The sequence below is a fragment of the Burkholderia sp. 22PA0099 genome (genome assembly GCF_047497165.1).
Taxonomy (GTDB): Bacteria; Pseudomonadota; Gammaproteobacteria; order Burkholderiales; family Burkholderiaceae; genus Burkholderia.
In genome coordinates this window covers 3678876-3703771 of sequence record NZ_CP163165.1, presented here as the reverse complement: position 1 = coordinate 3703771, position 24896 = coordinate 3678876, and the positions used below count along the sequence as shown (strand labels likewise).

At 66.3% G+C, this 24896-nt stretch carries 20 protein-coding genes and 2 pseudogenes; 11 read left to right on the top strand and 11 right to left on the bottom strand.

The window, feature by feature from the left end:
* Nucleotides 1-8: 8 nt before the first annotated feature.
* From AB4851_RS31830 to AB4851_RS31800, 7 genes are all read left to right on the top strand, one after another.
* Nucleotides 9-932, top strand: coding sequence for a glycosyltransferase family 2 protein (locus AB4851_RS31830; protein ID WP_414450232.1), 924 nt, complete (start codon nt 9-11; stop codon nt 930-932).
* A complete protein-coding gene (locus tag AB4851_RS31825) occupies nt 933-2657 on the top strand; it encodes a glycosyltransferase (RefSeq protein ID WP_414451993.1) in 1725 nt (574 codons plus the stop codon).
* 19 nt (nt 2658-2676) lie between these two features.
* The gene (locus tag AB4851_RS31820; protein WP_414450231.1) at nt 2677-4515 is read left to right on the top strand and encodes a glycosyltransferase family 2 protein; all 1839 of its coding nucleotides are present in this window, start codon (nt 2677-2679) and stop codon (nt 4513-4515) included.
* Nucleotides 4516-4587: 72 nt separating this feature from the next.
* Entirely contained in the window at nt 4588-5418 is an 831-nt protein-coding gene (locus AB4851_RS31815; protein WP_414450230.1) for a glycosyltransferase family 2 protein, read from the top strand.
* Nucleotides 5415-6380 (top strand): NAD-dependent epimerase/dehydratase family protein, encoded by a 966-nt coding sequence (locus AB4851_RS31810; RefSeq protein WP_414450229.1) that lies wholly within the window; start codon nt 5415-5417, stop codon nt 6378-6380. The genes AB4851_RS31815 and AB4851_RS31810 overlap by 4 nt, the downstream gene beginning before the upstream one ends.
* Before the next feature lie 5 nt (nt 6381-6385).
* Nucleotides 6386-7405: an MraY family glycosyltransferase gene (locus tag AB4851_RS31805; RefSeq protein WP_414450228.1), complete on the top strand. Its 1020-nt coding sequence runs from the start codon at nt 6386-6388 to the stop codon at nt 7403-7405.
* A gap of 12 nt (nt 7406-7417) precedes the next feature.
* Nucleotides 7418-9289, top strand: a complete 1872-nt coding sequence (locus tag AB4851_RS31800) for a polysaccharide biosynthesis protein (RefSeq protein ID WP_414450227.1) — start codon at nt 7418-7420, stop codon at nt 9287-9289.
* Nucleotides 9290-9358: 69 nt separating this feature from the next.
* Here AB4851_RS31800 and AB4851_RS31795 read toward each other — a convergent pair whose 3' ends face one another.
* From AB4851_RS31795 to AB4851_RS31775, 5 genes are all read right to left on the bottom strand, one after another.
* Nucleotides 9359-10471 (bottom strand): MraY family glycosyltransferase, encoded by a 1113-nt coding sequence (locus AB4851_RS31795; RefSeq protein WP_414450226.1) that lies wholly within the window; start codon nt 10469-10471, stop codon nt 9359-9361.
* 250 nt (nt 10472-10721) lie between these two features.
* Entirely contained in the window at nt 10722-11744 is a 1023-nt protein-coding gene (gene galE, locus AB4851_RS31790; RefSeq protein ID WP_414450225.1) for a UDP-glucose 4-epimerase GalE, read from the bottom strand.
* Between the two features lie 14 nt (nt 11745-11758).
* Nucleotides 11759-12895, bottom strand: a complete 1137-nt coding sequence (locus AB4851_RS31785) for a glycosyltransferase family 4 protein (RefSeq protein ID WP_414450224.1) — start codon at nt 12893-12895, stop codon at nt 11759-11761.
* A 34-nt stretch (nt 12896-12929) separates the two neighbouring features.
* The gene (locus tag AB4851_RS31780) at nt 12930-13757 is read right to left on the bottom strand and encodes a glycosyltransferase (protein WP_414450223.1); all 828 of its coding nucleotides are present in this window, start codon (nt 13755-13757) and stop codon (nt 12930-12932) included.
* Entirely contained in the window at nt 13754-15016 is a 1263-nt protein-coding gene (locus AB4851_RS31775; protein WP_414450222.1) for a lipopolysaccharide biosynthesis protein, read from the bottom strand. The genes AB4851_RS31780 and AB4851_RS31775 overlap by 4 nt, the downstream gene beginning before the upstream one ends.
* Nucleotides 15017-15315: 299 nt before the next feature.
* On the opposite strand from AB4851_RS31775, the gene AB4851_RS31770 reads away from it, so the two are divergent.
* The 4 genes and pseudogenes from AB4851_RS31770 to waaA all read left to right on the top strand — a co-directional run bounded on the left by AB4851_RS31770 (nt 15316) and on the right by waaA (nt 20168).
* On the top strand, nt 15316-16710 hold the full coding sequence (locus tag AB4851_RS31770) for a phosphomannomutase/phosphoglucomutase (RefSeq protein WP_414450221.1): 1395 nt from the start codon (nt 15316-15318) through the stop codon (nt 16708-16710).
* A gap of 119 nt (nt 16711-16829) precedes the next feature.
* Nucleotides 16830-17869, top strand: a pseudogene (gene waaC, locus AB4851_RS31765) (lipopolysaccharide heptosyltransferase I).
* A 10-nt stretch (nt 17870-17879) separates the two neighbouring features.
* Complete coding sequence (locus AB4851_RS31760) at nt 17880-18788, top strand: Kdo hydroxylase family protein (RefSeq protein ID WP_414450220.1); 909 nt, start codon at nt 17880-17882, stop codon at nt 18786-18788.
* Nucleotides 18789-18827: 39 nt separating this feature from the next.
* Nucleotides 18828-20168 carry a lipid IV(A) 3-deoxy-D-manno-octulosonic acid transferase gene (gene waaA, locus AB4851_RS31755; protein ID WP_414450219.1) on the top strand — a complete coding sequence of 447 codons (1341 nt, stop codon included), beginning with the start codon at nt 18828-18830 and terminating at the stop codon, nt 20166-20168.
* A gap of 63 nt (nt 20169-20231) precedes the next feature.
* On the opposite strand, the gene ureG is transcribed toward waaA, so the two are convergent.
* The 6 genes and pseudogenes from ureG to ureA all read right to left on the bottom strand — a co-directional run bounded on the left by ureG (nt 20232) and on the right by ureA (nt 24886).
* On the bottom strand, nt 20232-20876 hold the full coding sequence (ureG, locus tag AB4851_RS31750; protein WP_414444103.1) for an urease accessory protein UreG: 645 nt from the start codon (nt 20874-20876) through the stop codon (nt 20232-20234).
* Nucleotides 20877-20886: 10 nt separating this feature from the next.
* A complete protein-coding gene (locus AB4851_RS31745; RefSeq protein WP_414450218.1) occupies nt 20887-21567 on the bottom strand; it encodes an urease accessory protein UreF in 681 nt (226 codons plus the stop codon).
* A gap of 211 nt (nt 21568-21778) precedes the next feature.
* Nucleotides 21779-22471: pseudogene (ureE, locus tag AB4851_RS31740) on the bottom strand (urease accessory protein UreE); the annotation flags it as partial.
* A 3-nt stretch (nt 22472-22474) separates the two neighbouring features.
* The gene (ureC, locus tag AB4851_RS31735) at nt 22475-24181 is read right to left on the bottom strand and encodes an urease subunit alpha (RefSeq protein ID WP_414450217.1); all 1707 of its coding nucleotides are present in this window, start codon (nt 24179-24181) and stop codon (nt 22475-22477) included.
* Between the two features lie 88 nt (nt 24182-24269).
* Complete coding sequence (locus tag AB4851_RS31730) at nt 24270-24575, bottom strand: urease subunit beta (RefSeq protein ID WP_414450216.1); 306 nt, start codon at nt 24573-24575, stop codon at nt 24270-24272.
* An 8-nt stretch (nt 24576-24583) separates the two neighbouring features.
* A complete protein-coding gene (gene ureA, locus AB4851_RS31725) occupies nt 24584-24886 on the bottom strand; it encodes an urease subunit gamma (protein ID WP_414444107.1) in 303 nt (100 codons plus the stop codon).
* Nucleotides 24887-24896 lie beyond the last annotated feature (10 nt).

The following is a 24896-nucleotide window of genomic DNA, read 5'->3' as shown; positions in this document are numbered from 1 at the left end:
GGTGAACGGTGCCATTGCACGACACGATTATTACCGGCCCTGCTTCGCTGCGGATTCAGTCGGTTCTGTATAACAACGCGCAAGCGCACATTGATTCGGCGCTTGAGAGCATTGCGCGTGCGGCCGACCTGGCGGTTGCCGCGGGCGTGCTGTCCTCGGTCGAGGTCGCATTGGGTGATTGCTCGCCGGAGCCTGTGTTCACACCCGAACAAATCGAGGAACGGGCTGCCAAATTCCTTCCGCAAGGTGTCGCCCGGATTCAATACACGTTCTTCAACGCGAATCTCGGTTCGGCGGCCGGACAGAACCGGTTGCTGGAGGATCTGCAAACGGAGCTCGTGCTGATCCTGAATCCCGACACGCTGGTGGCGCCGAACATCTTCGTCGAACTGGTTCGTCCGATGCACAAGCCGGACGTGGGTATTGTCGAAGCGCGGCAAGTGCCGATCGAACATGCCAAGGATTACGACGCGGTGACGGGTGAGACGAGCTGGGCCACCACGGCCTGTGCGCTGGTCTCGGCCGCCGTTGCAAAAGAGGTGAACGGATTCGATCCGGAATCGTTCTTCTTGTACTGCGATGACGTGGATTTTTCGTGGCGGGTTCGTCTGGCAGGCTACAAGGTCGTGTTTCAACCTTCGGCAGCCTTGTTTCACGACAAGCGCCTGTCGACGGCGGGCAAGTGGATCGTCGGTGGCGCGGAAGAGTATTACTCGGCCGAAGCCGCGATGATCCTCGCGCACAAGTTCTCGAACGGCGCGCTGGCGGATCGTATCGAGCGCCAGTTGCTGGCAGCGGGCAGTGAGCTCGAGCAGAAGGCGGCAAAAAAATATCGTGAACTCAAGACTGCGGGCCAATTGCCGGCCCAGATCGACCGAGACCACCGCGTGGCCCAGTTTGTCGGCGGCTATTACGCGAAACACCGCTTCTAAATCATGAATGCAACTTATCAGTTCCACTACCACCAGAATTCGGTGTATGCCAACGTCGTTGACCTGGTTCAGGAGTTCGGCGCGAATAGCGGCGTGCACCTGGATATCGGTTGCGGATATGGCGCCATTGCCGAGCCGGTGCGCGATCTCGGCCTCACCTACATCGGGTTCGACGCGGATCAGAATTCGCTGCTGAATTTGAAGGAGCGCGGTTTCGACGGGCGTCAGATCAACCTGCATGATCCTGACGCGGTGTTTGCGGCAATCGACGACGTCGTTGCCGGGCGCGAGGTCGTGTCGATCTCGATGATCGACATTCTCGAACATGTGACGAACGGGCCGCTGCTGCTCGATCGTTTGCATGATTATGCCGCGCAGCGCGCGATTCTCCTCGTGATTGCCGTGCCGAACGTCGGCCACCGGGATCTGGGCGCGAAGCTGCTGGCCGGGCGTTGGGACTACACCGAAGTCGGCTTGCTCGATCATACGCATGTGATCCATCACACTGACAGCCTGCTGGCGGCGATGGCCAAGCGCGCCGGCTGGCATCAGGTGGGCGCGCATGACTATCACCTCGAGGTGAGCGATCAGTCGTTTCCGCAAGCGCACCCGCTGTTGACCGGCAAAACGGCGGTATCGCGGTATCTGCGGCAACTGCGCAGCGCGGCGGATCCGTTCGGCACGATCAACGAGCTGGTTCGTGCCTATTTACCGGGCGCGCGTCAGGATGTGCCGATGCTGCTCGACTCCAAGGCACAAAGCACCTTCCTGTCGGTCGTGACCCGTACCCAGGGCAAGCGCCTCGGCAATCTGCGCGATGCCTTGTTGTGCCTGACGGCCCAGACCTGTCAGGATTTCGAGGTGATCATAGTCGCGCACAAGGTTGAAGCCGAACCTTATGCTGCGGTGGCGCGGATCGTGGAGGATCTGCCCGAATCCATGCGCAATCGCGTTCGCCTGCTTCGCTGTGATCATGGCGGGCGCACCGCGCCGCTGAATGCCGGTTTCGCGGCAGCACGAGGGCAGTACGTGTCGATTCTCGACGACGACGAACTGGTGTTCGCTCACTGGGTCGAGACGTTCAAGCAACTGGCCGAACGTGCCGCAGGATGCGTGCTGCGTACCACGGCGGCGGAGCAGGACATCACGTCCACGGGCGTGCGGCCCGACGGTGCGCTCGGATACCGGACCACTTCCTCGATCACGACGCCTTATCCGGCGCATTTCGATTTCTTCAACCACCTGTCGCAGAACTATTCTCCGCCGGTCTCGCTGTCGTTTCCGCGCGCGGCCTTTCAGAATCTGGGCATTCGATTCGACGAGGAACTCGATACGGCTGAGGACTGGGATTTCGAGATGCGGACGGCGTTCGTTTGCGGTGTCGAAAGCAGCCCGGAAATCACCGGGATCTATCGCAAATGGCGTTCTGGCGAATCGTCGTTCTCGATTCATTCGCCGGAGGAATGGCAGCGCGATTACGACAGAATCATCGCGAAGCACAACGAGCAATATCACATCTTCCCGCCGGGTACGATCAAGCTGATTGTTGATCAGCGCAACCTGATCCGCAAGCTCGGTTACGACGTCGCGACATTGCAGCAGACAGCGCAACTCGATATCTTGCGGCGGTTTTTCATTCGTCATCCGAGGCTGTACCGGATTGCTCGCAAGGGCTATGACAACCTGAAGATCGTTGCTCGCCGGATCGTCCGCCGGTTGGGCTGACGCGCAAGCAGGAAGAAACATGCGCTTTGATATTTCCATCGTGGTGTACCGGCAGGCGGAGGCCGTAGTCGCCGACCTGCTGGACAGCCTGGCTGCGCAAACGTGCGGTGGGGATCTCGAAGTACGTGTCCTGCTTCGCAATAACGATCCCGCCGACAGTGAGCGCTGGGATCGATTCGTGCAGACCAGCGCAGGCTATCCGTTCGGCCTGTGGTTGGTTCATTCAACAGGGAATCTGGGGTTCGGCGTCGGACACAACGCCACGTTCGAATCGTCGGATGCCCCGTTCTTCTTTGTCTTGAATCCCGACACGCGCCTATGGCCCGATGCTTTGGCGGAGCTGCGCGCGTCGATCGATGCGTCATCTGCCGATGTCGGTGCCTGGGAATTGCGCCAGGTGCCGTACGAGCACCCCAAGTTCTACGATCCTGTCACGCTGCGTACCGATTGGGTGACGGGTGCTGCCGTCGTGTTCCGACGCGCGGCGTTCGCTCAGGTTTGCGGGTTCGAGCCGCGCATCTTCATGTACGGGGAGGATGTCGACATGTCATGGCGGCAGAGGGCCGAGGGCTGGGCGCTTTGCTACGTGCCGCGTGCCGTGGCCGTACACCTGACCTATTCGACGGCCGCCGAGGTCAAGCCATTGCAGATCACGCAGGGCGTTCTGGCATCGTTGCAACTGCGCACCCGTTTCGGCTCGTGGGGCGATGTGCTGCGAGGTTTCGTGTGCTGGCTGGCTGAATTCGCGAGGCGGCCACGATTCCCCGGGGCACGACGTGAGCTGATTGCCGTACTGGCTCGCTATCTCGAAAGTGCGGCCTATTTCCGACGGACCGGAGTGTCTTATCGCGCACGCGGCTTTCGTCCCGAATTTCGCTTCTGGGGTTACGGCGACCGACGTGACGGTGCTTTCTTCGCCTTGGCAACCGACCCGGTGGACAGGCGGTCGGCACCGCTGGTATCGATCGTCGTACGTACCCATCGCCGTCCGGCTTTGCTGCGCGAGGCGCTGAAGTCGCTGCAGAACCAGACCTATCCCCAACTCGAAGTCATCGTGGTGGAGGATGGCCCGGATCACAGCCGGGAGATGGTGGAGCGGGAATTCGTCGGACATCTGAACGTGCGTTACGTCGCGACGGAGGCGCATGTCGGCCGCAGCGCGGCCGGCAATCTCGGCTTGTCGCTGGCGAAGGGACAATGGCTCGGCTTTCTCGACGACGACGATCAGTTCTACGCCGATCACGTCGAGACATTGATGCAAACTGCCGGGCAGGGCACGAATCGGCTCGTCTACAGCGCATCGCATGAAGTGCCGACCGAATTCCTGCAATCGACGGCCGAATCGGTCAGTTATCGGGAAGGCCCGGTTTCGCTCAGGTACCGCCCGTATTCGCGGCGGGTGCTCTGGCAGGAAAATCTGGTGCCGATTCAGGCCGTGTTGTTTCATCGCAGCCTCCATGAAGCGTTCGGCGGTTTCGATGAAGATCTCGATCAGCTCGAGGACTGGGTGCTGTGGGTTCGTTACTCCTGCGCGACCGATTTCACGTCGGTTCTGCGCGTCACGTCGCGTTATCGTGTGCCGATGTCGAGCAAGGTCGCGCTGGGCCGTCAGGCCAGGTTGCAGGAGGCCTATGGCGTCGCATTGGAGCGGCAGCGGGCGATGCACGTGACGTTCAGCCCTGCCGAATCCGAATCGGACACGGCGCCATCCTGGCGGCAGGGTTTGACGTTGACGGTTCGCCGCATGGTGCGCAAGGCGCTGGTCCGTGCGCCGTTTTTGCGTCCTTTACTGTCGACCGAGGCAAGCTGGTGGCGAGCCATTCGAATCCTGCGCCGCCGTCTGTCGCCGCGCGCTTGAGGGCTTGCGGCCAGGCAGGGGCATGTGTTGCCCCGGCGCTGCCGAACCCCATTTTTAGCGGAAAAACTCCTGGTGCATATCGTCCCCACGAATCTCCTGACCGTATCGATCGTCGTCTACCGGATGGGTCCGGCGCAGTTGACGCAGACGCTATCGAGCCTGCTGGTTGCGCTCGGGCAACTCGATGCCGCGCGACCTGGTCAGCGGTCGGAACTGTGGCTGATCGATAACGGCGATTCGCCGGCATCGTTGCCCGTGTTGGACGCTTTTCGCGCGCACGGGATCGATTGCATCGTGATGGCCGGTCACGGCAATGTCGGCTATGGACGCGGTCACAATCTCGCGATCGAGCGGGTGTCGAGCGGTTATCACCTCGTGCTGAATCCCGATATCGATCTCGATGCCGATGCGCTGGTCGCCGCACTCGATTTTCTCGATGCGCATCCCGACGTCGGCCTGCTGTCGCCGCGCGTCGAGGATGCGGACGGTCATCTGCAATTTCTCTGCCGACGTTACCCGGCGTTGCTGGATCTGTTTGTAAGAGGTTTTCTGCCGCGCTCGCTCAGGCAGCACTTCGAGGCGCGGCTCGTCCGCTACGAAATGCGAGACCGCATGACAGGTACGGAAGTGTTCCGCGATCCGCCGATCGTCAGCGGCTGCTTCATGCTGTTTCGCACCAACACGCTCAAGCAATTGAACGGCTTCGATTCGCGCTATTTCCTCTATTTCGAGGATTACGATTTGAGCCTTCGTGCGGGCAAGGTCGCGCGTCTCGCGTATGTGCCGGCCGTGCGCGTCGTCCATCACGGCGGCGGGGCGGCACGCAAGGGCTTCGCCCATATCCGCATGTTCGCGGCATCGGCCTTCAAGTTCTATCGTCGCTTCGGCTGGAGGTGCTGGTGAGTCGTCTGCTAGTGACTGGCGCGAACGGGTTTGTTGGTCGCGCGTTTTGCCGCCGTGCGCTGGAGGCGGGGCATACCGTCTGGGGGCTGGTGCGGCGTCCGGGTGGGTGTGTCGATGGTGTTCATGAATGGGTGCACGATACCGCCGATTTCGATGGCCTGGAGGGCGCCTGGCCTGCCGGGCTGGCCGTGGATTCCGTGATCCATCTCGCGGCGCGCGTGCATGTGATGCACGATGAGGCACCCGATCCCGATGCCGCGTTCGATGACACCAATGTCATGGGTACGCTGCGCGTCGCCGGAGCGTCGCGGGCACGCGGCGTCCGCCGCATGGTGTTCGCGAGCAGCATCAAGGCGATGGCGGAGGTGGATCGAGGCGTGCCCGTTGCCGAGGACGCCGAAGCCGATCCTCAGGATGCCTACGGCCGTTCGAAATGGCGCGCCGAACGCGAGCTTGCCCGCTATGCAGGCACGAGCGGCCTCGAGTTCGTGATCGTGCGTCCGCCTCTGGTCTACGGCCCCTGCGTGCGGGCCAATTTTCTTCAAATGATGGATGCCGTTGCAAACGGCGTTCCATTGCCGCTGGCGGCGATCCAAACGCGGCGCAGTGTCGTCTATGTCGACAACCTCGCCGATGCCCTGCTGCATTGCGCTCTCGACGCGCGTGCCGTCGGCGAGTGCTTCCATGTTGCCGACGACGACGCGCCGACCGTGCCGGGTTTGTTGCGCATGGTGGGCGACGCGTTGGGCCGGCGCGCTCGGCTGTTTCCGGTGCCGGTGGCCGCGTTGACGACGCTGGGCAAATTGACCGGGCGAAGCGCGACAATCTCCCGGCTGACCGAGAGTTTGCGGCTCGATTGCAGCCGGATCGGCCGTGTGTTGGATTGGCGTGCCCCTTATACAACACAGCAGGGCCTGGACGCGACGGCCGCATGGTATCGTTCGCGCGACAACCAAAAATAGATAACATGCTCTTCGCGATTTCCGCGTGGCTCGTCGTGGCGGGGGTTGCCTTGATCGCAGCCTTTGTCTCGACGACAATACTCCGCATCCTGCTGGCCACCGGATGGGCGTGGCGCTTGGCCACCGATATCCCGAACGCCCGCTCGATGCACACCCGCCCGACGCCTCGCGTCGGTGGATGGGGGATACTGCCTGTCTGCGTACTGGCTTCGCTGATATTGGCCCCACGGCTTTGGCTGATTGCGGCGGCGGCCGCCGCGCTGGCGGCGATATCGCAGATCGACGACCGTCGCGGCCTGCCGGCCCGGGTTCGCTTCCTGGCTCACCTTGCGGCCATCGCCGCGCTGCTGTCGGCGTATCCGGTAGCCGGCGTGCCATGGTGGTTGCTCGCGGCGCTCGGCTTCGCGATGATCTGGCTGATCAACCTGTACAACTTCATGGATGGCGCGGACGGCCTGGCTGGCGGCATGGCCTGTTTCGGCTTCGGCGCCTATTCGCTCGCGGCGCTGTACGGAAACCATCCCTCCCTCGATCTCGCCATGTCGGGCGCGGCGGTTGCAGGAGCCGCGCTGGGCTTCCTGCTGCTGAATTTCCACCCCGCTCGGCTGTTTCTAGGCGATGCGGGGTCGATTCCGCTCGGTTTTCTGGCCGGTGCGCTCGGCTATTGGGGATGGCGCGACGACGTCTGGCCGATCTGGTTCCCGGCGATGGTGTTCTCGCCCTTTATTGCCGACGCAACTGTAACACTTCTGAAACGACTATCGCGGGGTGAAAAGTTCTGGCAGGCCCATCGCGAGCATTACTATCAGCGGATGATTCGAGCCGGGGTGGGTCACGGGCATACGGCGATCTGCTGGTACCTTGTAATGTTCGTCGGCATAATTGTCGCCCAGTGGGCGAAGGGCCGCCCGGAGATGCAGCAATGGGTGGCGTTGCTCGCATGGTATGGCGTTCTGGCCGGATTCGGGTTGGCAATCGATATGCGTTGGCGCCGGTTCCAGGCGCGTACTGATAATAATTCCTGAGGTCTCCCGACGATGTTGCGACGCAAGTCATCTTGGCTGTCGTTGAGCGCGTTTCTATTCGACCTGCTTGCTGTGCTGGTCGGATGGCTGTTTGCGTATCTGGTTCGCTTCAACGGGAGCGTGCCTATCGAATTCGCTCACGGTGCATTGCTGGCGCTGATCTGGGTCCTCCCTATCTACGCCTTGCTGTTCCGCGCCCTCGGCCTCTACCGCGGCCTCTGGGTGTTCGCGAGCCTGCCCGACCTGCTGCGCATCTCCAAGGCCGTGGTGGCGGGCGGTGGCATCGTGATGGCCTGCGCTGTCATGTTTCAGCCGATGCCGTTGATTCCCCGTTCGGTGTTGCTGCTCTCGCCCATGCTGCTGTTCCTGTTTATGGGCGGCGCGCGTGCGCTCTACCGCGCGACCAAGGAGTTCTACCGCTATGGCGGCCTGGTCGGGCAAGGCAAGCCGGTGCTGGTGCTCGGCGCCGGCGGCGCGGGCGCGAGCCTCGCGCGCGAGCTGTCGCGTTCCGGCGAATGGCGGTTGGTCGGCCTGCTCGACGATGAAGCGGCCAAACGCGGCCGCGAAGTGTACGGCTACAAGGTGCTCGGGCCGATTTCCGAGCTGGAGCACTGGGCGGACATCACCAAGGCCGAGCACGTGATCATCGCGATGCCCTCCGCCTCGGTCGAGGTGCAGCGCCGTGTCGCGACCTTGTGCGTGCGCGCCGGCGTGAACGCGATGGTGCTGCCGTCGCTGACCACCATGCCGGGGCAGGGCATGCTGTCCCAGATCCGCCAGATCGACCTCGAAGATCTCCTCGGCCGCGACGAAATCACCATCGACACCCCCCACGTCAACGCCTTGCTGCGCGATCGCGTGGTGATGGTGACGGGCGCCGGCGGCTCGATCGGCTCCGAGCTGTGCCGCCAGATCCTCAAGTTCGCACCGGCGCAACTGATCGCGTTCGACCTGTCCGAGTACGCGATCTACCGCCTGACCGAAGACCTCTGCGAGCGCTTCCCCGACAGCCGCGTGGTGCCGCTCATCGGCGACGCGAAGGATTCCCTGCTGCTCGATCACGTGATGTCGGCCCACACGCCGCACATCGTGTTCCATGCGGCGGCCTACAAGCACGTGCCGCTGATGGAAGAACTGAACGCGTGGCAGGCGCTGCGCAACAACGTGCTCGGCACCTACCGCGTCGCGCGCGCGGCGATCCGTCATGGCGTGCGCCACTTCGTGCTGATTTCGACCGACAAGGCCGTCAATCCGACCAACGTGATGGGCGCAAGCAAGCGGCTCGCCGAGATGGCCTGCCAGGCCCTGCAGCAATCGAGCCCGAACACGCAGTTCGAAACCGTGCGCTTCGGCAACGTGCTTGGCAGCGCCGGCAGCGTGATCCCGAAGTTCCAGCAGCAGATCGCCAAGGGCGGCCCGGTGACGGTCACGCACCCCGAAATCACGCGCTTCTTCATGACGATTCCCGAAGCGTCGCAGCTCGTGCTGCAGGCGTCGAGCATGGGGCAGGGCGGCGAGATCTTTATCCTCGACATGGGCGAGCCGGTGCGCATCGTCGATCTCGCGCGCGACCTGATCCGCCTGTACGGCTTCGACGAGGATCAGATCCGCATCGAATTCTCCGGCCTGCGGCCTGGCGAGAAGCTGTATGAAGAACTGCTCGCCGACGACGAAACCACCACGCGCACGCCGCATCCGAAGCTGCGTACCGCGAAGGCGCGCGAAGTGCCCGAAAACCTTCTCGACGAACTGTTGCCGTGGCTCATGCAGCACCGCGTGCTGGCCGACGACGAAGTGCGCCGCGACCTGCGCCGCTGGGTGCCCGAATATGCGCCGGCGTGCGGGCCGACCTTGCAGAGCGTGCCGACGCGCGCACAGGCCTGAGCCGGCCGGCGTCGCGGAGAGCCCAACAAAAAAGCGCCCGAAGGCGCTTTTTTCACATCCACGATCGGGCTACTGATGATGCTGCGCGCGCGTCTTGCGCACCACCATCCAGCGCGGCACGCGGAACCGCACGATGCTGACGTACAGCCACACGTACGCGAACATGAACACCAGCACGAACGCGAACAAATGCACGGTGTGCCGCCAGAACAGCGTGGCCGGGATCACGGCGATCAGGCACAGCAGCCACAGATAGGGTGACGTCAGCGAATTGCGGCGCGTCAGCTCGTGCGCGGCGCGCGTGCCCACGGCCCAGCGCATCAGCCGCTTGTAGACGAGCATGTGCAGGTGCACGCCGTCGGGAATGCCGGGCGAGATGCCGCGAATGAACTTCTTCCGGTAGATCGAGAAGCACGTCTCGAAGATCGGGTACATGAACAGCAGCACCGGATACCAGGCCGACACCTCGCGATGCCGCATCACGAGCAGGATCGACAACTCGCCGAGCATGAAGCCGATGAAGTACGCGCCGCCGTCGCCGAGGAAGATCAGGCCGGCCGGGAAGTTCCAGATGAAGAAGCCCATGATCGCGCCCATCATCAGCAGCGACGCCGACAGCACGACCGGCTCGGACACCTGGAACGACACGTAGGCGAGCGAGGCGAACATCATGAACGCGACCATCGAGGCCAGGCCGTTGAAGCCGTCGATGATATTGACGGCATTGGCGAGCGCGGCCACGGCCAGCACGGTGACGACGGCCGAAATCGCCGTGTAGCCGAGCAGGAAGTCGAGCGGCGGCACGCTGATGCGCGTGATCGCGACCCCCACCAGCGCGAACGCGATCGCGGCGGCGGCCATGGTGCAGAGCAGCCGCGCGCGCGGCGAGACCTTCTTGGTCAGATCCTCGATCAGCCCCGAGCCGAACGCCGGAATGCCGCAGGCGGCGAGGCCGGCGATGCTGCCGGCGACGGTCGGGTAGCGCAGCGCAAGCGGCACGCAGCCGATCAGCAGGCCGGCGACGATGCCGAGGCCGCCGACGCGCGGCACCGGATGCACATGGAATTTCTGCACGCCGGCGAGATCGTGGTCGATCGAGAATTTCTCGTGCAGATGCGCATAGCGGATGATGAGCAGCGTGACGAGCAGGGAGGCGAGGAACGCGACGGCGAAGCTGAGCATGGACGGGCCGGGAAACGAGGCAGGGGCGAACCGGGGCGGGCCGGAATTCGAGCCAGCGGATTATACCGGAGCGATGCGCGCGGCCGTTAGCCTGTCGGCGTTCGCGTTTTCCTTATTCGACAAGGACTTGCGTGCGTTGGCCAGGGCCGGTGCGGCGGAGCGTTCGGGCGTGTTCCGCCCAGTAAAAAGCCCCGCCGGAGCGGGGCTTTCAGCAGGCCGTTCAATCGGGGTGGAATCGCCACCCCGTCGCTCAGGCGAACCCGCGCGGGTTCCGTTCCTGCCAGCGCCAGTGGTCGGCGCACATCCGCTCGATGCCGTACTCGGCCTGCCAGCCGATCAGCTCGGCGGCGCGCGCCGGGTTCGCGTAGCACTCGCCGACGTCGCCGGGGCGGCGCGCGACGATTTCGTAGGGCACCTTGCGACCGCTCGCGGCCTCGAACGCGCGAATGATGTCGAGCACGCTGTAGCCGTGGCCGGTGCCGAGATTGACGACGAAGCTCGCATCGCGCTGGCGCAAGGCATCGAGCGCCTTCAGGTGGCCGCGCGCGAGATCGACCACGTGGATGTAGTCGCGCACGCCGGTGCCGTCGGGCGTCGGGTAGTCGTTGCCGAACACGCGCAGTTGGTCGAGCTTGCCGACGGCGACCTGCGCGACGTACGGCATCAGGTTGTTCGGCAGGCCGGCCGGATCCTCGCCGATCAGGCCGCTTTCGTGCGCGCCGACCGGGTTGAAGTAGCGCAGCGTGGCGATGCGCCACGACGGGTCGGAAATCTCGACGTCGCGCAGGATCTGCTCGGCGATCAGCTTGGTCTGGCCGTACGGGTTGGTGGCCGACAGCGGGAACGATTCGTCGATCGGCGAGCGCTCGGGTACGCCGTACACGGTGGCCGACGAGCTGAACACGAAGTGCTTGACGTTGCGCGCGCGCATGACGTTGAGCACGGCCAGCAGGCTGTCGAGGTTGTTGCGGTAATACTCGACCGGCTTCGCGACCGATTCGCCCACCGCCTTCAGCGCGGCGAAGTGGATCGCGGCCGTGATCGGATGCGCGTCGAACACCTTGCCGAGCGCGGCTTCGTCGCAGGCGTCGATCTGGTGGAACGCGGGCGCGCGCCCGGCGATCTTCGCGATCCGTTCGACGGCCTCGCGCTTGCTGTTGACCAGGTTGTCGACGATCACGACGTCGTAGCCGTTGCCGAGCAGTTCGACGACCGTATGCGAGCCGATAAAGCCCGCACCGCCCGTCACGAGGATCGTGCCCTTGTTGCTCATTGCGTTGCCCTCCCTCAGAGTGCCGTGCCGGTCAGGGCACGAATGGTTTCCCGATAACGATCGACGACGTTCGCTTCGTCGAATTCCTTCAATACCTTCTCGCGGCCGCGTTCGCCCATCGCGCGGCGCGCCTCGGCCGGCAGATCGAGCATGGCCGCCATTTTTTCGGCCAGGCTCGCGCTGTCGCGCGCCGTGCAGAGCAGGCCGGTTTCGCCGTCGGCCACCACATCGCGGCAGCCCGGCACGTCGGTGGCGACGATCGGCCGGCACATCGCCGAGGCCTCCATCAGCGTGCGCGGCACGCCCTCGCGATACGAGGGCAGCACCACGCAGTCGGCGGCCTCGATATGCGGACGCACGTCGTGCGCCTCGCCAAGATACTCGATCGCGCCGTCGCGCACCCATTCATCGAGATAGGTTCTCGACACGGCGCTCGGGTTGTCCACGCCCACCGGCCCGAGCAGCGCGAAGCGCGCATGCGGATAGCGCGGCTTCAGCGCGCGCGCGGCGTCGACATATTCGCGCACGCCCTTGTCCCACAACAATCGGCCGATCAGGACGAACGTGTAAGTGTCGCGCTCGGGCAGCGGGGCCGGCGCGAATTGCGCGATGTCCACGCCTTCGCCGTGCAGCAGCCGCGCGCGCGCGGGATGCGCGAGCAGGCGCTGCGATTCGAAGGTGGCGAGGTCGTCGCGGTTCAGGAACCACACCTCGCGCGGGAAGCGGAACGCAAACCGGTACAGCAGCTTGGCGACGCTCGCCGCGCGGCTCTCGCGAATGAACACGTAGCCGAGGCCGGTGGTGACCGCCACCGACGGCGTGCGCGCGAGCCACGCCGCGATCGAGCCGTAGATGTTCGGCTTGATCGTGTAATGGAACACGAGGTGTGGCCGGATCGCGCGGTAGTGGCGGCGCATCGCGGCCAGCATGCGCAGGTCTTCCACCGGATCGGTGCCCTTCGAGGCGACCGGCAGCTCGATATAGCGGCAGCCCATCTGTTCGAGCGGCTCGACGGTGCGGTCGCGCGGCGCGAGCACGGTCACCTCGGCGCCGCTCGCCACGAGCATCCGGATCAGGCCGTGACGATAGGTATGGATCGCCCAGGCGGTATTGCAGACGAGAACGATGCGCAGCGCGGAAACGGAACTCATGTCGAGGCGATGAAAGGGGAACGGGGCGCGCGCATCAGGCGGCGCGGCGCGAGGCGAACGAGCGGCGCTTGAGCTTGTGCAGCAGCGAATACGGCGTGACGAGATGCAGCAGGTATTTCGCCAGGCCGCACCAGTCGTAGGGGTTGCGCACGTCGAAATACCGGATCACGAGGGCCAGCGTCGACTGGATCTGCCGACGCCGTTTGGTGGCGCTGATGCCGCCTTCGTTCAGCTCGTAATATAGGCCGAGTTCGGGCAGGTTCGCGCAATCGTAGCGTTCCATTAAGCGCAAAAAAATGTCGAGATCCTCGGCGGCCCGATATTTGACGCGATAGTTGCCGACCTCCAGTACCCGCGGGATATCGAGCATCACCGACGGATGAACCAGCGGCGAGCGCGCGAAACGCGTGCGGCGCAGCCGGGCCGGATCGGCGGGCGGCGTCAGCATGAACAGCGGGCGGCCGTCGCGCGCGATCACCTGGGTCCAGGTGCCGACGCAGGCCACGCGCGGGTTGGCGGCCAGGAACGCGCGCTGCTTGACGAGCCGCCGCGGCGCGGCCAGGTCGCCCGCGTCGATGCGGGCCGCGTAGCGGAAGCCGCGCGCGGCCAGTGCTTCCATGCCGGCGGCCAGCGCGCGCTCGATGCCGCCGTTTTGCGGCATGCGCAGCACCTCGATGCGCAGGCCCGCGTGCTCGCCCGGCGCGACGGGCGGCGTGCTGCCGTCGTCCACCACCAGCACGTGCACGGGCGCCGGCTCGTCGAACGAGGCGAGCGTGCGTTCGAGATCCTCGTGGCCGTTGTAGGCGGGAATCAGCACCGCGACGTCGTCGAGGGCGCCGGCGGGCGTGGAGGAGGGCGTCATGAGCGCAGTTTTTGGCGGATGTAATAAAAATTGACCGAGGCGGCGGCGAGATAGCCGGCGGCCAGCCCGACCAGCGCGCCGTACAGGCCCAGCGCGGGAATCGCCATGGCGTTGGTCACGGCCGCGACGGCCAGCGCCAGCACCCATTTCGCGAGCAGCACGAATTTCGCCTGATATTTGAGCACGACCAGATTGCCGATCGCCTCGACGCCGGCCGGCACCGACAGCCACACGGCCCAGCGGAAGATCGACACCGATTGCTCGAAGCCCGGCCCGAACACGCGGCCGATGATCAGCGGCGCGAGCAGGTCGAGCACGGCCGCGCCACCGATCATCAGCGCGCTGGTCATGCCGATCAGGCGCCACACGTTGCGGCGCAGTCGCGGCACCTCGGTCACGCGGTAGATGAAGGCCGGCGCGATGGTCTGCGCGAGCAGCAGCGCCAGCGTGATCCAGTTCTCGTTCAATTGTTGAGCCGCCGCATAACGGCCCAGCTCGGCGAACGATACATGCTGCTGCAGCATCAGCCGGTCGAGCTTCAGGAACAGATACATGCAGACCAGGCCGATCCAGAACACCGTGCCGGCCGAGGCGAAATGGCGGAACAGCGGGGCTTCGATGCGCCAGCCGAGCCGGCCGCCGTGGCGGCGCCGGTAATAGAGCATCAGCGCCACCGCGATCGCGCCGGCTTCCAGCGCCCAGAGCCAGCCGTAGCTGGCCGGTGCGGCGGCGGCGCGCACCAGCAGCCAGACCAGCAGCGCCTTGCCGAGCGCGGCGAACATGCTGGCGATCAGTTGCGGCTTGCTGTACGTCATGCTCTGCAGCCAGGCGTTGACCACCCCGACGAACGGCTCGCGCAGCACCATCGTCACGGCCAGCCCGGCCAGCATCGCGCCCACCAGCGGGTCGACGAAGCCGGCGGCGATGCCGCCCCAGGTCAGACCGAGCGCCACCACCGATACCGAAAAGCGCAGCGCGAACGCACTGCCGAGCACCGCGCCGAGCTGGTCGGGCGGGCGCTGGACGATGGTGGGCACGAGAATTTCCGCGCCGCACACCCAGGTGAGCGGCGCGAGCACCAGCAGCAGCGTGTTCGCGTACTGCCATTTGCCGAACGCGTCGGGGCCGAGCGCGCGCGCCAGCAGGCCGCTGATCACGATCGCGACGCCGATCTGGGTCAGGCGTTCGAGGCCGAGCCAGACGAGATTCCGGGCGGCCCGGGCGACATCGGGGTTTGCGATGCGCGAAAGCTTCAGCATGAAAAAATTCGAATGAAAATAGGGCCGACGCCGGTTCGGCCCGGCACGCCGATTTTCTAATTTGCGGCGCTGAAACATCCACGCATTAGAATGGGCGGCTTGCGGACGAAGCCCGGGCCGCGCTTAAGCGGCCTGCCGCGCTGAGCGGCCGGGTCGAAACCGGCGATTATAAGTGGTCCGGGCTCCAACCCGACATTCACGGGGAGCGTGCCGCCGCCCGCTGGGGCGCAGGCGACGCGCCGGCCAGGCCGGCGGGCGATGCGGCGCCAATTTTTCCAAGCACGACAGAGAGTGAATCGATGATTTCCCAATCCATTTTCAAGGCGTACGACATTCGCGGTGTGATCGGCAAGACGCTCGACGCGGCCACCGCCCGCTCCATCGGTCAGGCATTCGGCAGCGAAGTGCGCGCCCAGGGTGGCGACGCCGTGGTGGTGGCCCGTGACGGCCGCCTGTCCGGCCCGGAACTGATCGGCGCACTGGCGGACGGGCTGCGCGCGGCCGGCGTGGATGTGGTCGATGTCGGCATGGTGCCGACGCCGGTCGGTTACTTCGCGGCCAGCGTGCCGCTGCCGCTGGCCGGCGGCGAACGCCGCGTCGATTCGTGCATCGTGGTGACCGGCAGCCACAACCCGCCCGACTACAACGGCTTCAAGATGGTGCTGCGCGGCGCGGCGATCTACGGCGAGCAGATCCAGGCGCTGTACCGTCGCATCGTCGAGGGCAACTTCTCCGAAGGCAGCGGCAGCTACGAGCAGCACGACGTGGCGGATGCCTACCTGCAGCGCATCGTCGGCGACATCAAGCTCGCGCGTCCGCTGAAGATCGTCGTCGATGCCGGCAACGGCGTGGCCGGCGAGCTGGCGCCGCGCCTGTTCAAGGCGCTCGGCTGCGAGCTGGTCGAACTGTTCACCGAGATCGACGGCACGTTCCCGAACCACCACCCGGACCCGGCGCACCCGGAAAACCTCCAGGACGTGATCCGTGCGCTGAAGGAAACCGATGCCGAGATCGGCTTCGCGTTCGACGGCGACGGCGACCGCCTCGGCGTGGTCACGAAGGACGGCCAGATCATCTACCCGGATCGCCAGATGATGCTGTTCGCCGAGGACGTGCTGTCGCGCAACCCGGGCGCGCAGATCATCTATGACGTGAAGTGCACGCGCAATCTGGCGCTGTGGATTCGCGAGAAGGGCGGCGAGCCGCTGATGTGGAAGACGGGCCACTCGCTCGTGAAGGCCAAGCTGCGCGAAACCGGCGCACCGCTGGCCGGCGAGATGAGCGGCCACGTTTTCTTCAAGGATCGCTGGTATGGCTTCGACGACGGCCTCTATACCGGCGCGCGCCTGCTAGAGATCCTGTCGCGCGAGACGGACCCGAGCGCGCTGCTCAACGGCCTGCCGAACGCCGAATCGACGCCCGAGCTGCAACTGAAGCTCGAGGAAGGCGAGAACGTCGAGCTGATCGAGAAGCTGCGCGCGAACGCCAAGTTCGACGGCGCCGACGAGATCGTCACGATCGACGGCCTGCGCGTCGAGTATCCGGACGGCTTCGGTCTGGCCCGTTCGTCGAACACCACGCCGGTGGTGGTGTTGCGCTTCGAGGCGAACACCGCCGAAGGGCTGGCGCGAATCCAGGACGATTTCCGCCGCGCACTGACGGCGGCGAAGCCGGACGCAAAGCTGCCGTTCTAAACGGATGGGGCAACGGAGCGGCTTGCTGTGCGGCCGCTCCGGCTGCTTGCCTCGTTCCGTGTCCTCCCGAATCCCTCCGCCATTCCCCGTTTACGAGATAAGTCCGCCGACGCGATAAAATCGCGTCTTTGGGTCCGTACCGGCCTGTCCCGGTTTTTTCAGCGTGCAAAAAATTCTGATCGTGCGTGTGTCGTCGCTGGGCGACGTCGTGCACAACATGCCGGTGATCGCCGACATCCACCGGCACCACCCGGACGCGCAGATCGACTGGCTCGTCGAGGAAAGTTTCGTCGAGCTCGTGAAGCTCGTGCGCGGCGTGCGCCGCGTGCTGCCGTTCTCGCTGCGGCGCTGGCGCAAGTCGCTCGGCAGCGCGAAGACCTGGCGCGAGATCCGCGCCTTCCGCCGCCAGATCGCCGGCGAACACTACGACCTCGTGATCGACTGCCAGGGCTTGATCAAGAGCGCCTGGGTGGCGAGCTGGGCGCGCGGCCCGCTGGTCGGGCTCGGCAATCGAACCGACGGCGCCGGCTACGAATGGCCGGCGCGCTTCTTCTATAAGCGCCACGTGCCGATCGCGCCGCGCACTCATGTGGTCGAGCGCACGCGCCAACTGGCGGCCGCCGCGCTCGGCGATCCGGTGCCGACGCCCGAGGGCGAACTCGAGTTCGGCCTTGACACGCATCAGGCCGCGCGGGCGCTCGCCGCGACCGATCTGAATCTTCCGGTACCCTACGTCGTTTTCGTCCACGCGACGTCCCGCGCCGACAAGCAATGGCCCGATGCCGCCTGGATCGAACTCGGCCAGACGCTGGTGCGGCGCGGTGCATCGCTGGTGTTGCCGTGGGGCAGCGAAGCCGAGCGCGCAACCAGCGAGCGGCTGGCGAAGGAGTTCGGCGCGGCCGCGATCGTGCCGCCGAAGCTGTCGTTGCCGGCGGTGGTCGGGCTGATCGACGGCGCGGCGGCCACGGTCGGCGTCGATACGGGCCTCGTGCATATCGCCGCGGCGCTCAAGCGGCCTACCGTCGAACTGTACAATTTCGCGACCGCGTGGCGCACGGGCGGCTACTGGTCGCCGAACGTCGTCAATCTCGGCTCGGCCGGCGCGCCGCCCACCCTGTCTCAGGTGAAGGGCGCGCTCGCGTCGTTCGGCCTTCTGTAACGGTGCGATCATGACCGAACCCCTGTCGGGCGCGCAGCCCGGGTCTCAAATCCTCGATATCGAGTCGGCCGACTGGCACGGCCAGCAGTTGTCCGTGCCGCGCGAGCAATTGCTCGCGGCGGTCGAAACCGGCAAGGTGCTGTATTTCCCGAACCTGCGGTTCGCCATCGAAGGCGGCGAGGAAGCGCTGCTCGATCCGGCGCTGGCCGATCCGCAGCGCAAGAACATCAGCCTCGCGCCGAATGGCGGCGCGGTGGCCGGCGTGCTCGGCGATGCGGTCACGCAATCGGCCGTGCGCGCGCTGGTGGCGCGCTATCAGCAGCAGGCGGCCTCGCTCGTCGACGGCCTGTTCCCCGAATATCGCGGCAAGATGCGCGTCGCGCCCACCAGCCTGCGGCTGCGCCAGGTCGAGACGCGCGAAACCTCGTGGCGCAAGGACGACAGCCGGCTGCACGTCGACGCGTTCCCGTCGCGGCCCAACTACGGCGAGCGCATCCTGCGCGTGTTCACGAACGTGAACCCGAACGGCGCACCGCGCGTGTGGCGCGTCGGCGAGCCGTTCGAGGATGTCGCCAAGCGCTTCCTGCCGTCGATCCGCCCGCAACTGCCCGGCGCGGCGTGGCTGCTGAATTTGCTGCACGTCACGAAATCGAAGCGCAGCGCCTACGACCATCTGATGCTGCATCTGCACGATGCGATGAAGGCCGATCTCGGCTATCAGCAGGATTGCCCGCAGCAAACCATGCCGTTCCCGCCCGGCAGCGTCTGGATCTGCTTCTCGGACCAGACCTCGCACGCGGTGATGTCGGGGCAGTTCATGATGGAACAAACCTTCTTCCTGCCGGTCGGCGCGATGGCGCGGCCGGAATGCGCACCGCTCGGCATTCTCGAACGGCTGCAACGGCGCGCGCTCGTCTGAGCGGCCGCGCCAACGCACGGAATCAATCACGGTGGTGTCATGTTGAGAGCGGTGTATCGCGCGCTTTGGTGGATCGTGGCGCCCGCCGCGGTGCTGCGTTTGTTTTGGCGTTCGCGCCGGGAGCGCGGCTATCGCGAGCATATCGGCGAGCGCTTCGGGCATATCGCGCCGGCCATGCGCGCGTTGCGCGGCCCGGACGATCCGGCGCCGCTGATCTGGGTGCATGCGGTGTCGGTCGGCGAGACGCGCGCGGCGCAGCCGCTGATCGACGCGCTGCTGGCGGCGCGGCCCGACGCGAAGCTGCTGATCACGCACATGACGCCGAGCGGCCGCGCCACCGGCGAGCAGTTGTTCGGTGCGCGCGTGCTGCGTTGTTATCTGCCCTACGACATGCCGCATCTGGTGCGCCGCTTCCTGCGCGCCTGGCGGCCCACGCTGGGCCTCGTGATGGAAACCGAGGTGTGGCCCACGCTGATCGACGAATGCCGGCGCGCCGACGTGCCGCTGGTGTTGACCAACGGCCGCATGTCGGCGCGTTCGTTCCGGCGCGCCTCGCGCTTCGGCTCGGCCGTGCGCGAGGTGTTCGGCGGGTTCTCGCGCGTGCTCGCGCAAAGCCCGGCCGATGCGGAACGGCTCGGCGCGCTCGGCGCGCGCAACCTGGCCGTGCTCGGCAATCTCAAGTTCGACATGACCACGCCGCCCGAGCTGGCCGCGCGCGGCCATGCGTGGCGCGCGGCGATCGGCGCGCGTCCGGTGTGGGTGGCGGCCAGCACGCGCGAGGGTGAGGAGGTGCTGGTGTTGCGCGCGTTCGCGGCACTGAAGACGCCCGGCGCGCTGCTGATGCTGGTGCCGCGTCACCCGCAGCGCTTCGACGAAGTGGCCGCGCTGGCCGAGCGCGAAGGGCATGCGGTGGCGCGTCGTTCGGTGTTGTGGTCGCCCGGTGCGGCGGCAGCCGCCAGCGGCGCGAGCGCGCCGGTGCCGGGCGAGGTCACGGTGCTGCTCGGCGATTCGATGGGCGAATTGGGCGCGTATTACGCGGCGGCCGACGCGGCGTTCATCGGCGGCAGCCTGCTGCCGCTCGGCGGCCAGAACCTGATCGAGGCATGTGCCGTGGGCGTACCGGTGCTGATCGGGCCGCACGTCTTCAATTTCACGCAGGCGACGGCCGACGCGGTGGCCACGGGCGCGGCCGAGCAGGTTCAGGACCCCGAAGCATTGGCGGCGGCGCTCGACGTGCTGTTCGCCGATCCGGCGCGGCGCATCGCGATGGGCGCGGCCGGGGCCGCGTTTGCCGCACGCCATCGTGGCGCGACGGCACGCACGGTGGACGTGCTCACTGCGCTGCTGCCGGCGGCGCGCGACGAGGGCGAGCCGGCCTGAGGCGCCTTCGGCGCGCGGCGGCGTGTCGTCCGCCGCCCGCCGCGTGCCGCTACCGCTGACGCATCACGCCGTCAGCAATCCCTTCTTCTCGATGAACGCGATGACCTCGGCCACGCCCTCGAGCGCCTTCAGGTTCGTCATCACGTACGGGCGCTCGCCGCGCATCTTCTTCGTGTCCGATGCCATCACGTCGAGATTCGCGCCCACCAGCGGCGCGAGATCGGTCTTGTTGATCACGAGCAGATCCGACTTGGTGATGCCGGGGCCGCCCTTGCGCGGGATCTTCTCGCCGCCGGCCACGTCGATCACGTAGATCGTCAGGTCCGACAGTTCGGGGCTGAACGTGGCCGCGAGGTTGTCGCCGCCCGATTCGATGAAGACGATGTCGGCGTCGGGGAAGCGGCCCAGCATGCGGTCGACGGCTTCCAGGTTGATCGAGGCATCCTCGCGGATCGCCGTGTGCGGGCAACCGCCCGTCTCCACGCCCATGATCCGTTCCTCGGGCAGCGCGCCGGCCACCGTCAGCAGGCGCTGGTCTTCCTTCGTGTAGATGTCGTTGGTGATCGCGACGAGGTCGTAGCGTTCGCGCATGGCCTTGCACAGCATTTCGAGCAGGGTCGTCTTGCCGGAGCCGACGGGACCGCCGATGCCGACGCGCAGCGGTGGCAGTTTCTTGGTGCGGCGGGAGGAAGCGGAGGGCGTGTTCATGGTCGGGCGTTCAGGAGCGGAACAGTCGGGAGTACTGGGTTTCGTGCCGCGCCGACAGGATGCCGAGCAGCGGGGCGAACGTGTTGATGGCCTCGGGCGGGGTGGCGAGCGCGCGGCGCACGGCGTCGGCGATCGCGCCGCGCAGCGCGACGAGAATCTTCTGGCCGGCGAGCTGGCCGAGCGGCACCGCCTTCAGCGCGGCCGCGGCCTGGTTTTCGACCCAGCCGAACGCGTAGGCGGTCAGCACCGCGTCGGGTGTGGCGTCGTGCGCGGCGGCCGCGAATGCGTAGGCGGTGGGCAGCGCGACCGGCCTGATCGCCGCGAGCGTGGCGCGCCGTGCCGCGTCGCCCCATTCGAGCGAGGCGCACAACTGCGCGAGCGACCAGCCCATCTGCTCGGTTTCGCGGCGCAGTTCGGCCGATTCGCGGCTGGCGATGAATTCGGCGTTGGCCTCGGCGAGCGCGGCCGTGTCGTGCGTGCGCCAGCGTTCGAGCTGATGCGCGAGGAACGGCAGTTCGCAGGCGGCGAGCACGTCGGCCAGGCCGCTGGCGATCCATTCGCGCGCGCTGTCGGCGTCGTGGATCAGGTTCGCGTCGAGCGCGGCCTCGAAGCCCTGCGAATAGCTGAAGCCGCCGATCGGCAGTGCCGGCGAGGCGAGGTGCAGCAGCGCGACGAGTTCAGCCGTGTCCATGCTCGCGCTTGCGGAACGTGATGGCGACGGGCTTGGGATCGTGCGAATGGTCGTGATGGCAGGCGTCGGTGTGGACGTGGCCGGGCTGGCCGTGATCGTGCGAATGTGCGGCGGCGTAGCCGTGCGCATGATCGTGACCGCAGGCTGCCGTGTGAACGTGGCCGCCGTGTGAATGATCGTGCCCGTGATCGTGCGAATGCGCGGCGTCGTCATGCGCGTGATCATGACCGCAGGCGGCCGTATGCACGTGGCCGCCGTGTGAATGATCGTGCCCGTGATCGTGCGAATGCGCGGCGTCGCCATGCGCGTGATCGTGACCGCAGGCTGCCGTATGCACATGGCCGTGGTGCGAATGATCGTGCCCATGGTCATGCGAATGCGCATGCCCGTGATGCTCGCCGTACACCTGCTGCGCGAGCGCGTAATCCTCGGCGAACGTCGCGTCGTGGCCGTGCTTGTGGCCGCCGCCGTATGCGCCGGCTTCGGGCTGGAACGGCGCGTCCACGCGCTCCACCTTCGCGCCGAGCCGCGTCAGCATGTCGGCCAGCACCGGATCGTATTCGAGCACCAGCGTGTCCGCGCCGATCTGCACCGGCGTGTGGCGATTGCCGAGGTGATAGGCGGCGCGCGTGAACGTCAGCGCATTCGGCGCGCGCACGCGCATCACCGCTTCGGACGCCGCGACGATGCGCACCAGCTTGCCGTCGTCGGCCACCAGCACGTCGCCGTCGGCCAGCACGGTGCCGCGCGGCAGCACCACGCCCACCTCCTCGCCGTTGTCGAGCGTCGCGGCGAAGCGGCTCTTGCAGCGGGCGTCGTAGGCCAGCGTGAGGGTGGGCGCGCGCGCGACCAGCGAGGCCGCGAGCTTGACGTTGGGGGCGATGCGTTTGTCGAGAGTGCGCATGAATCAGAACAGGAAGTAGCGCTGCGCCATCGGCAGCACGGTGGCGGGTTCGCAGGTCAGCAACAGGCCGTTCGCCACCACGTCGTAGGTTTCCGGGTCGACGGTGATGTCGGGCCGCCACGCATTGTGGACCATGTCGGCCTTGGTGACGGTGCGGCAGCCGCGCACCGGCACCACGCGCTTGGCCAGGCCGTAGCGCGCCGCGACGCCGTTGTCCAGCGCGAGCTGCGAGACGAAGGTCAGCGAGGTGCGGCCGAGCGCGCCGCCACGGGTGGCGAACATCTCGCGGAAATGCACCGGCTGCGGCGTCGGGATCGATGCGTTCGGGTCGCCCATCTGCGCGACCGCGATCATGCCGCCCTTGAGGATCATGGCCGGCTTCACGCCGAAGAACGCCGGTTCCCACAGCACCAGGTCGGCCCACTTGCCCGGCTCGATCGAGCCGACTTCGTGCGCGATGCCGTGCGTGAGCGCCGGGTTGATGGTGTACTTCGCGACGTAGCGCTTGGCGCGGAAGTTGTCGTTGCGCGCGCCATCTTCGGGCAGCTTGCCGCGCTGCACCTTCATCTTGTGCGCGGTCTGCCAGGCGCGGATGATCACCTCGCCCACCCGGCCCATCGCCTGCGAATCCGACGACATCATCGACAGCGCGCCGAGGTCGTGCAGGATGTCCTCGGCGGCGATCGTCTCGCGGCGGATTCGCGATTCGGCGAACGCCAGATCCTCGGCGATCGACGGATCGAGGTGATGGCACACCATCAGCATGTCGAGGTGTTCGTCGAGCGTGTTGATCGTGTAGGGCCGCGTCGGGTTGGTCGACGACGGCAGCACGTTCAGCTCCGAGCACACCTTGAGGATGTCGGGCGCATGGCCGCCGCCCGCGCCTTCGGTGTGATACGTGTGGATCGTGCGGCCCTTGAACGCGGCCACCGTCGATTCGACGAAACCGCCTTCGTTCAGCGTGTCGGTGTGGATCGCCACCTGCGTATCGGTTGCGTCCGCAACGGTGAGGCAGTTGTCGATCGCGGCGGGCGTCGAGCCCCAATCCTCGTGCAGCTTCAGGCCGATCGCGCCGGCCGCGATCTGTTCCTCGGCGGGCTGCGGCAGGCTCACGTTGCCCTTGCCGAGAAAGCCGATGTTGATCGGCCAGCCGTCGGCGGCCTGCAGCATCCGTTCGATGTGCCACGGGCCGGGGGTGCAGGTGGTGGCGTTGGTGCCGGCCGCCGGGCCGGTGCCGCCGCCGATCATGGTGGTGACGCCCGAGGCCAGCGCCTCGTCGATCTGCTGCGGGCTGATGAAGTGGATGTGGGTGTCGATGCCGCCCGCCGTCACGATCATGCCTTCGCCCGCGATCACTTCGGTGGCCGCGCCGATCGCGATCGTCACGCCGGGCTGGATGTCGGGGTTGCCGGCCTTGCCGATCGACTGGATGCGGCCGTCCTTGAGGGCGATGTCCGCCTTCACGATGCCCCAGTGATCGAGGATCACGGCATTGGTGATGACGGTGTCGGCCACCTCGGTGGCGACGCGCTGCGACTGGCCCATGCCGTCGCGAATCACCTTGCCGCCGCCGAATTTCACTTCCTCGCCATAGATCGTGCAGTCGCGCTCGACCTCGATCAGCAGCTCGGTATCGGCCAGGCGGATGCGGTCGCCGGTGGTCGGGCCGAACATTTCCGCGTAGGCGCGGCGGCTCAAGCGTAGTGTCATGGTGTCGAATCCTTGGAGCGCCCGGCGATGCGCCGGGCAGCGAACAACTGAACAACGGTTACGGGCTGCGAACCCACGGCGCGGGCGCTCAGAGCTTGCCCATCACCTTGCCCTGGAAGCCGTAGACGATGCGGTCGCCGGCCAGCTCGACCAGCTCGACGGTGCGCGTCTGGCCCGGCTCGAAGCGCACGGCCGTGCCCGACGCGATGTTGAGCCGGAAGCCGCGCGCGGCGGCGCGGTCGAACGACAGCGCATCGTTGACTTCGTGGAAGTGGTAATGCGAGCCGACCTGCACCGGCCGGTCGCCGGTATTGGCGACGGCCAGCGTGATGGTCGGGCGGCCGACGTTCAGCTCGTGATCGCCGTCGTCGGTGAGGATTTCGCCGGGAATCATCGTGGGCCTCAGGGAATCGGGTGGTGGACGGTGACCAGCTTGGTGCCGTCGGGGAAGGTGGCCTCGACCTGGATGTCGGGGATCATCTCCGCGATGCCGTCCATCACGTCGTCGCGCGTGAGCAGCGTGGTGCCGTAGTGCATGACCTCGGCCACCGTCTTGCCGTCGCGCGCCGCTTCCATCAGCGCGGCGGTGATGAACGCGATCGTCTCCGGATAGTTGAGCTTCAGGCCGCGGGCGCGGCGGCGCTCGGCGAGCAGCGCGGCGGTGAAGATCAACAGTTTGTCTTTCTCTCGTGGAGTCAGCTTCATGAAAGCCCGA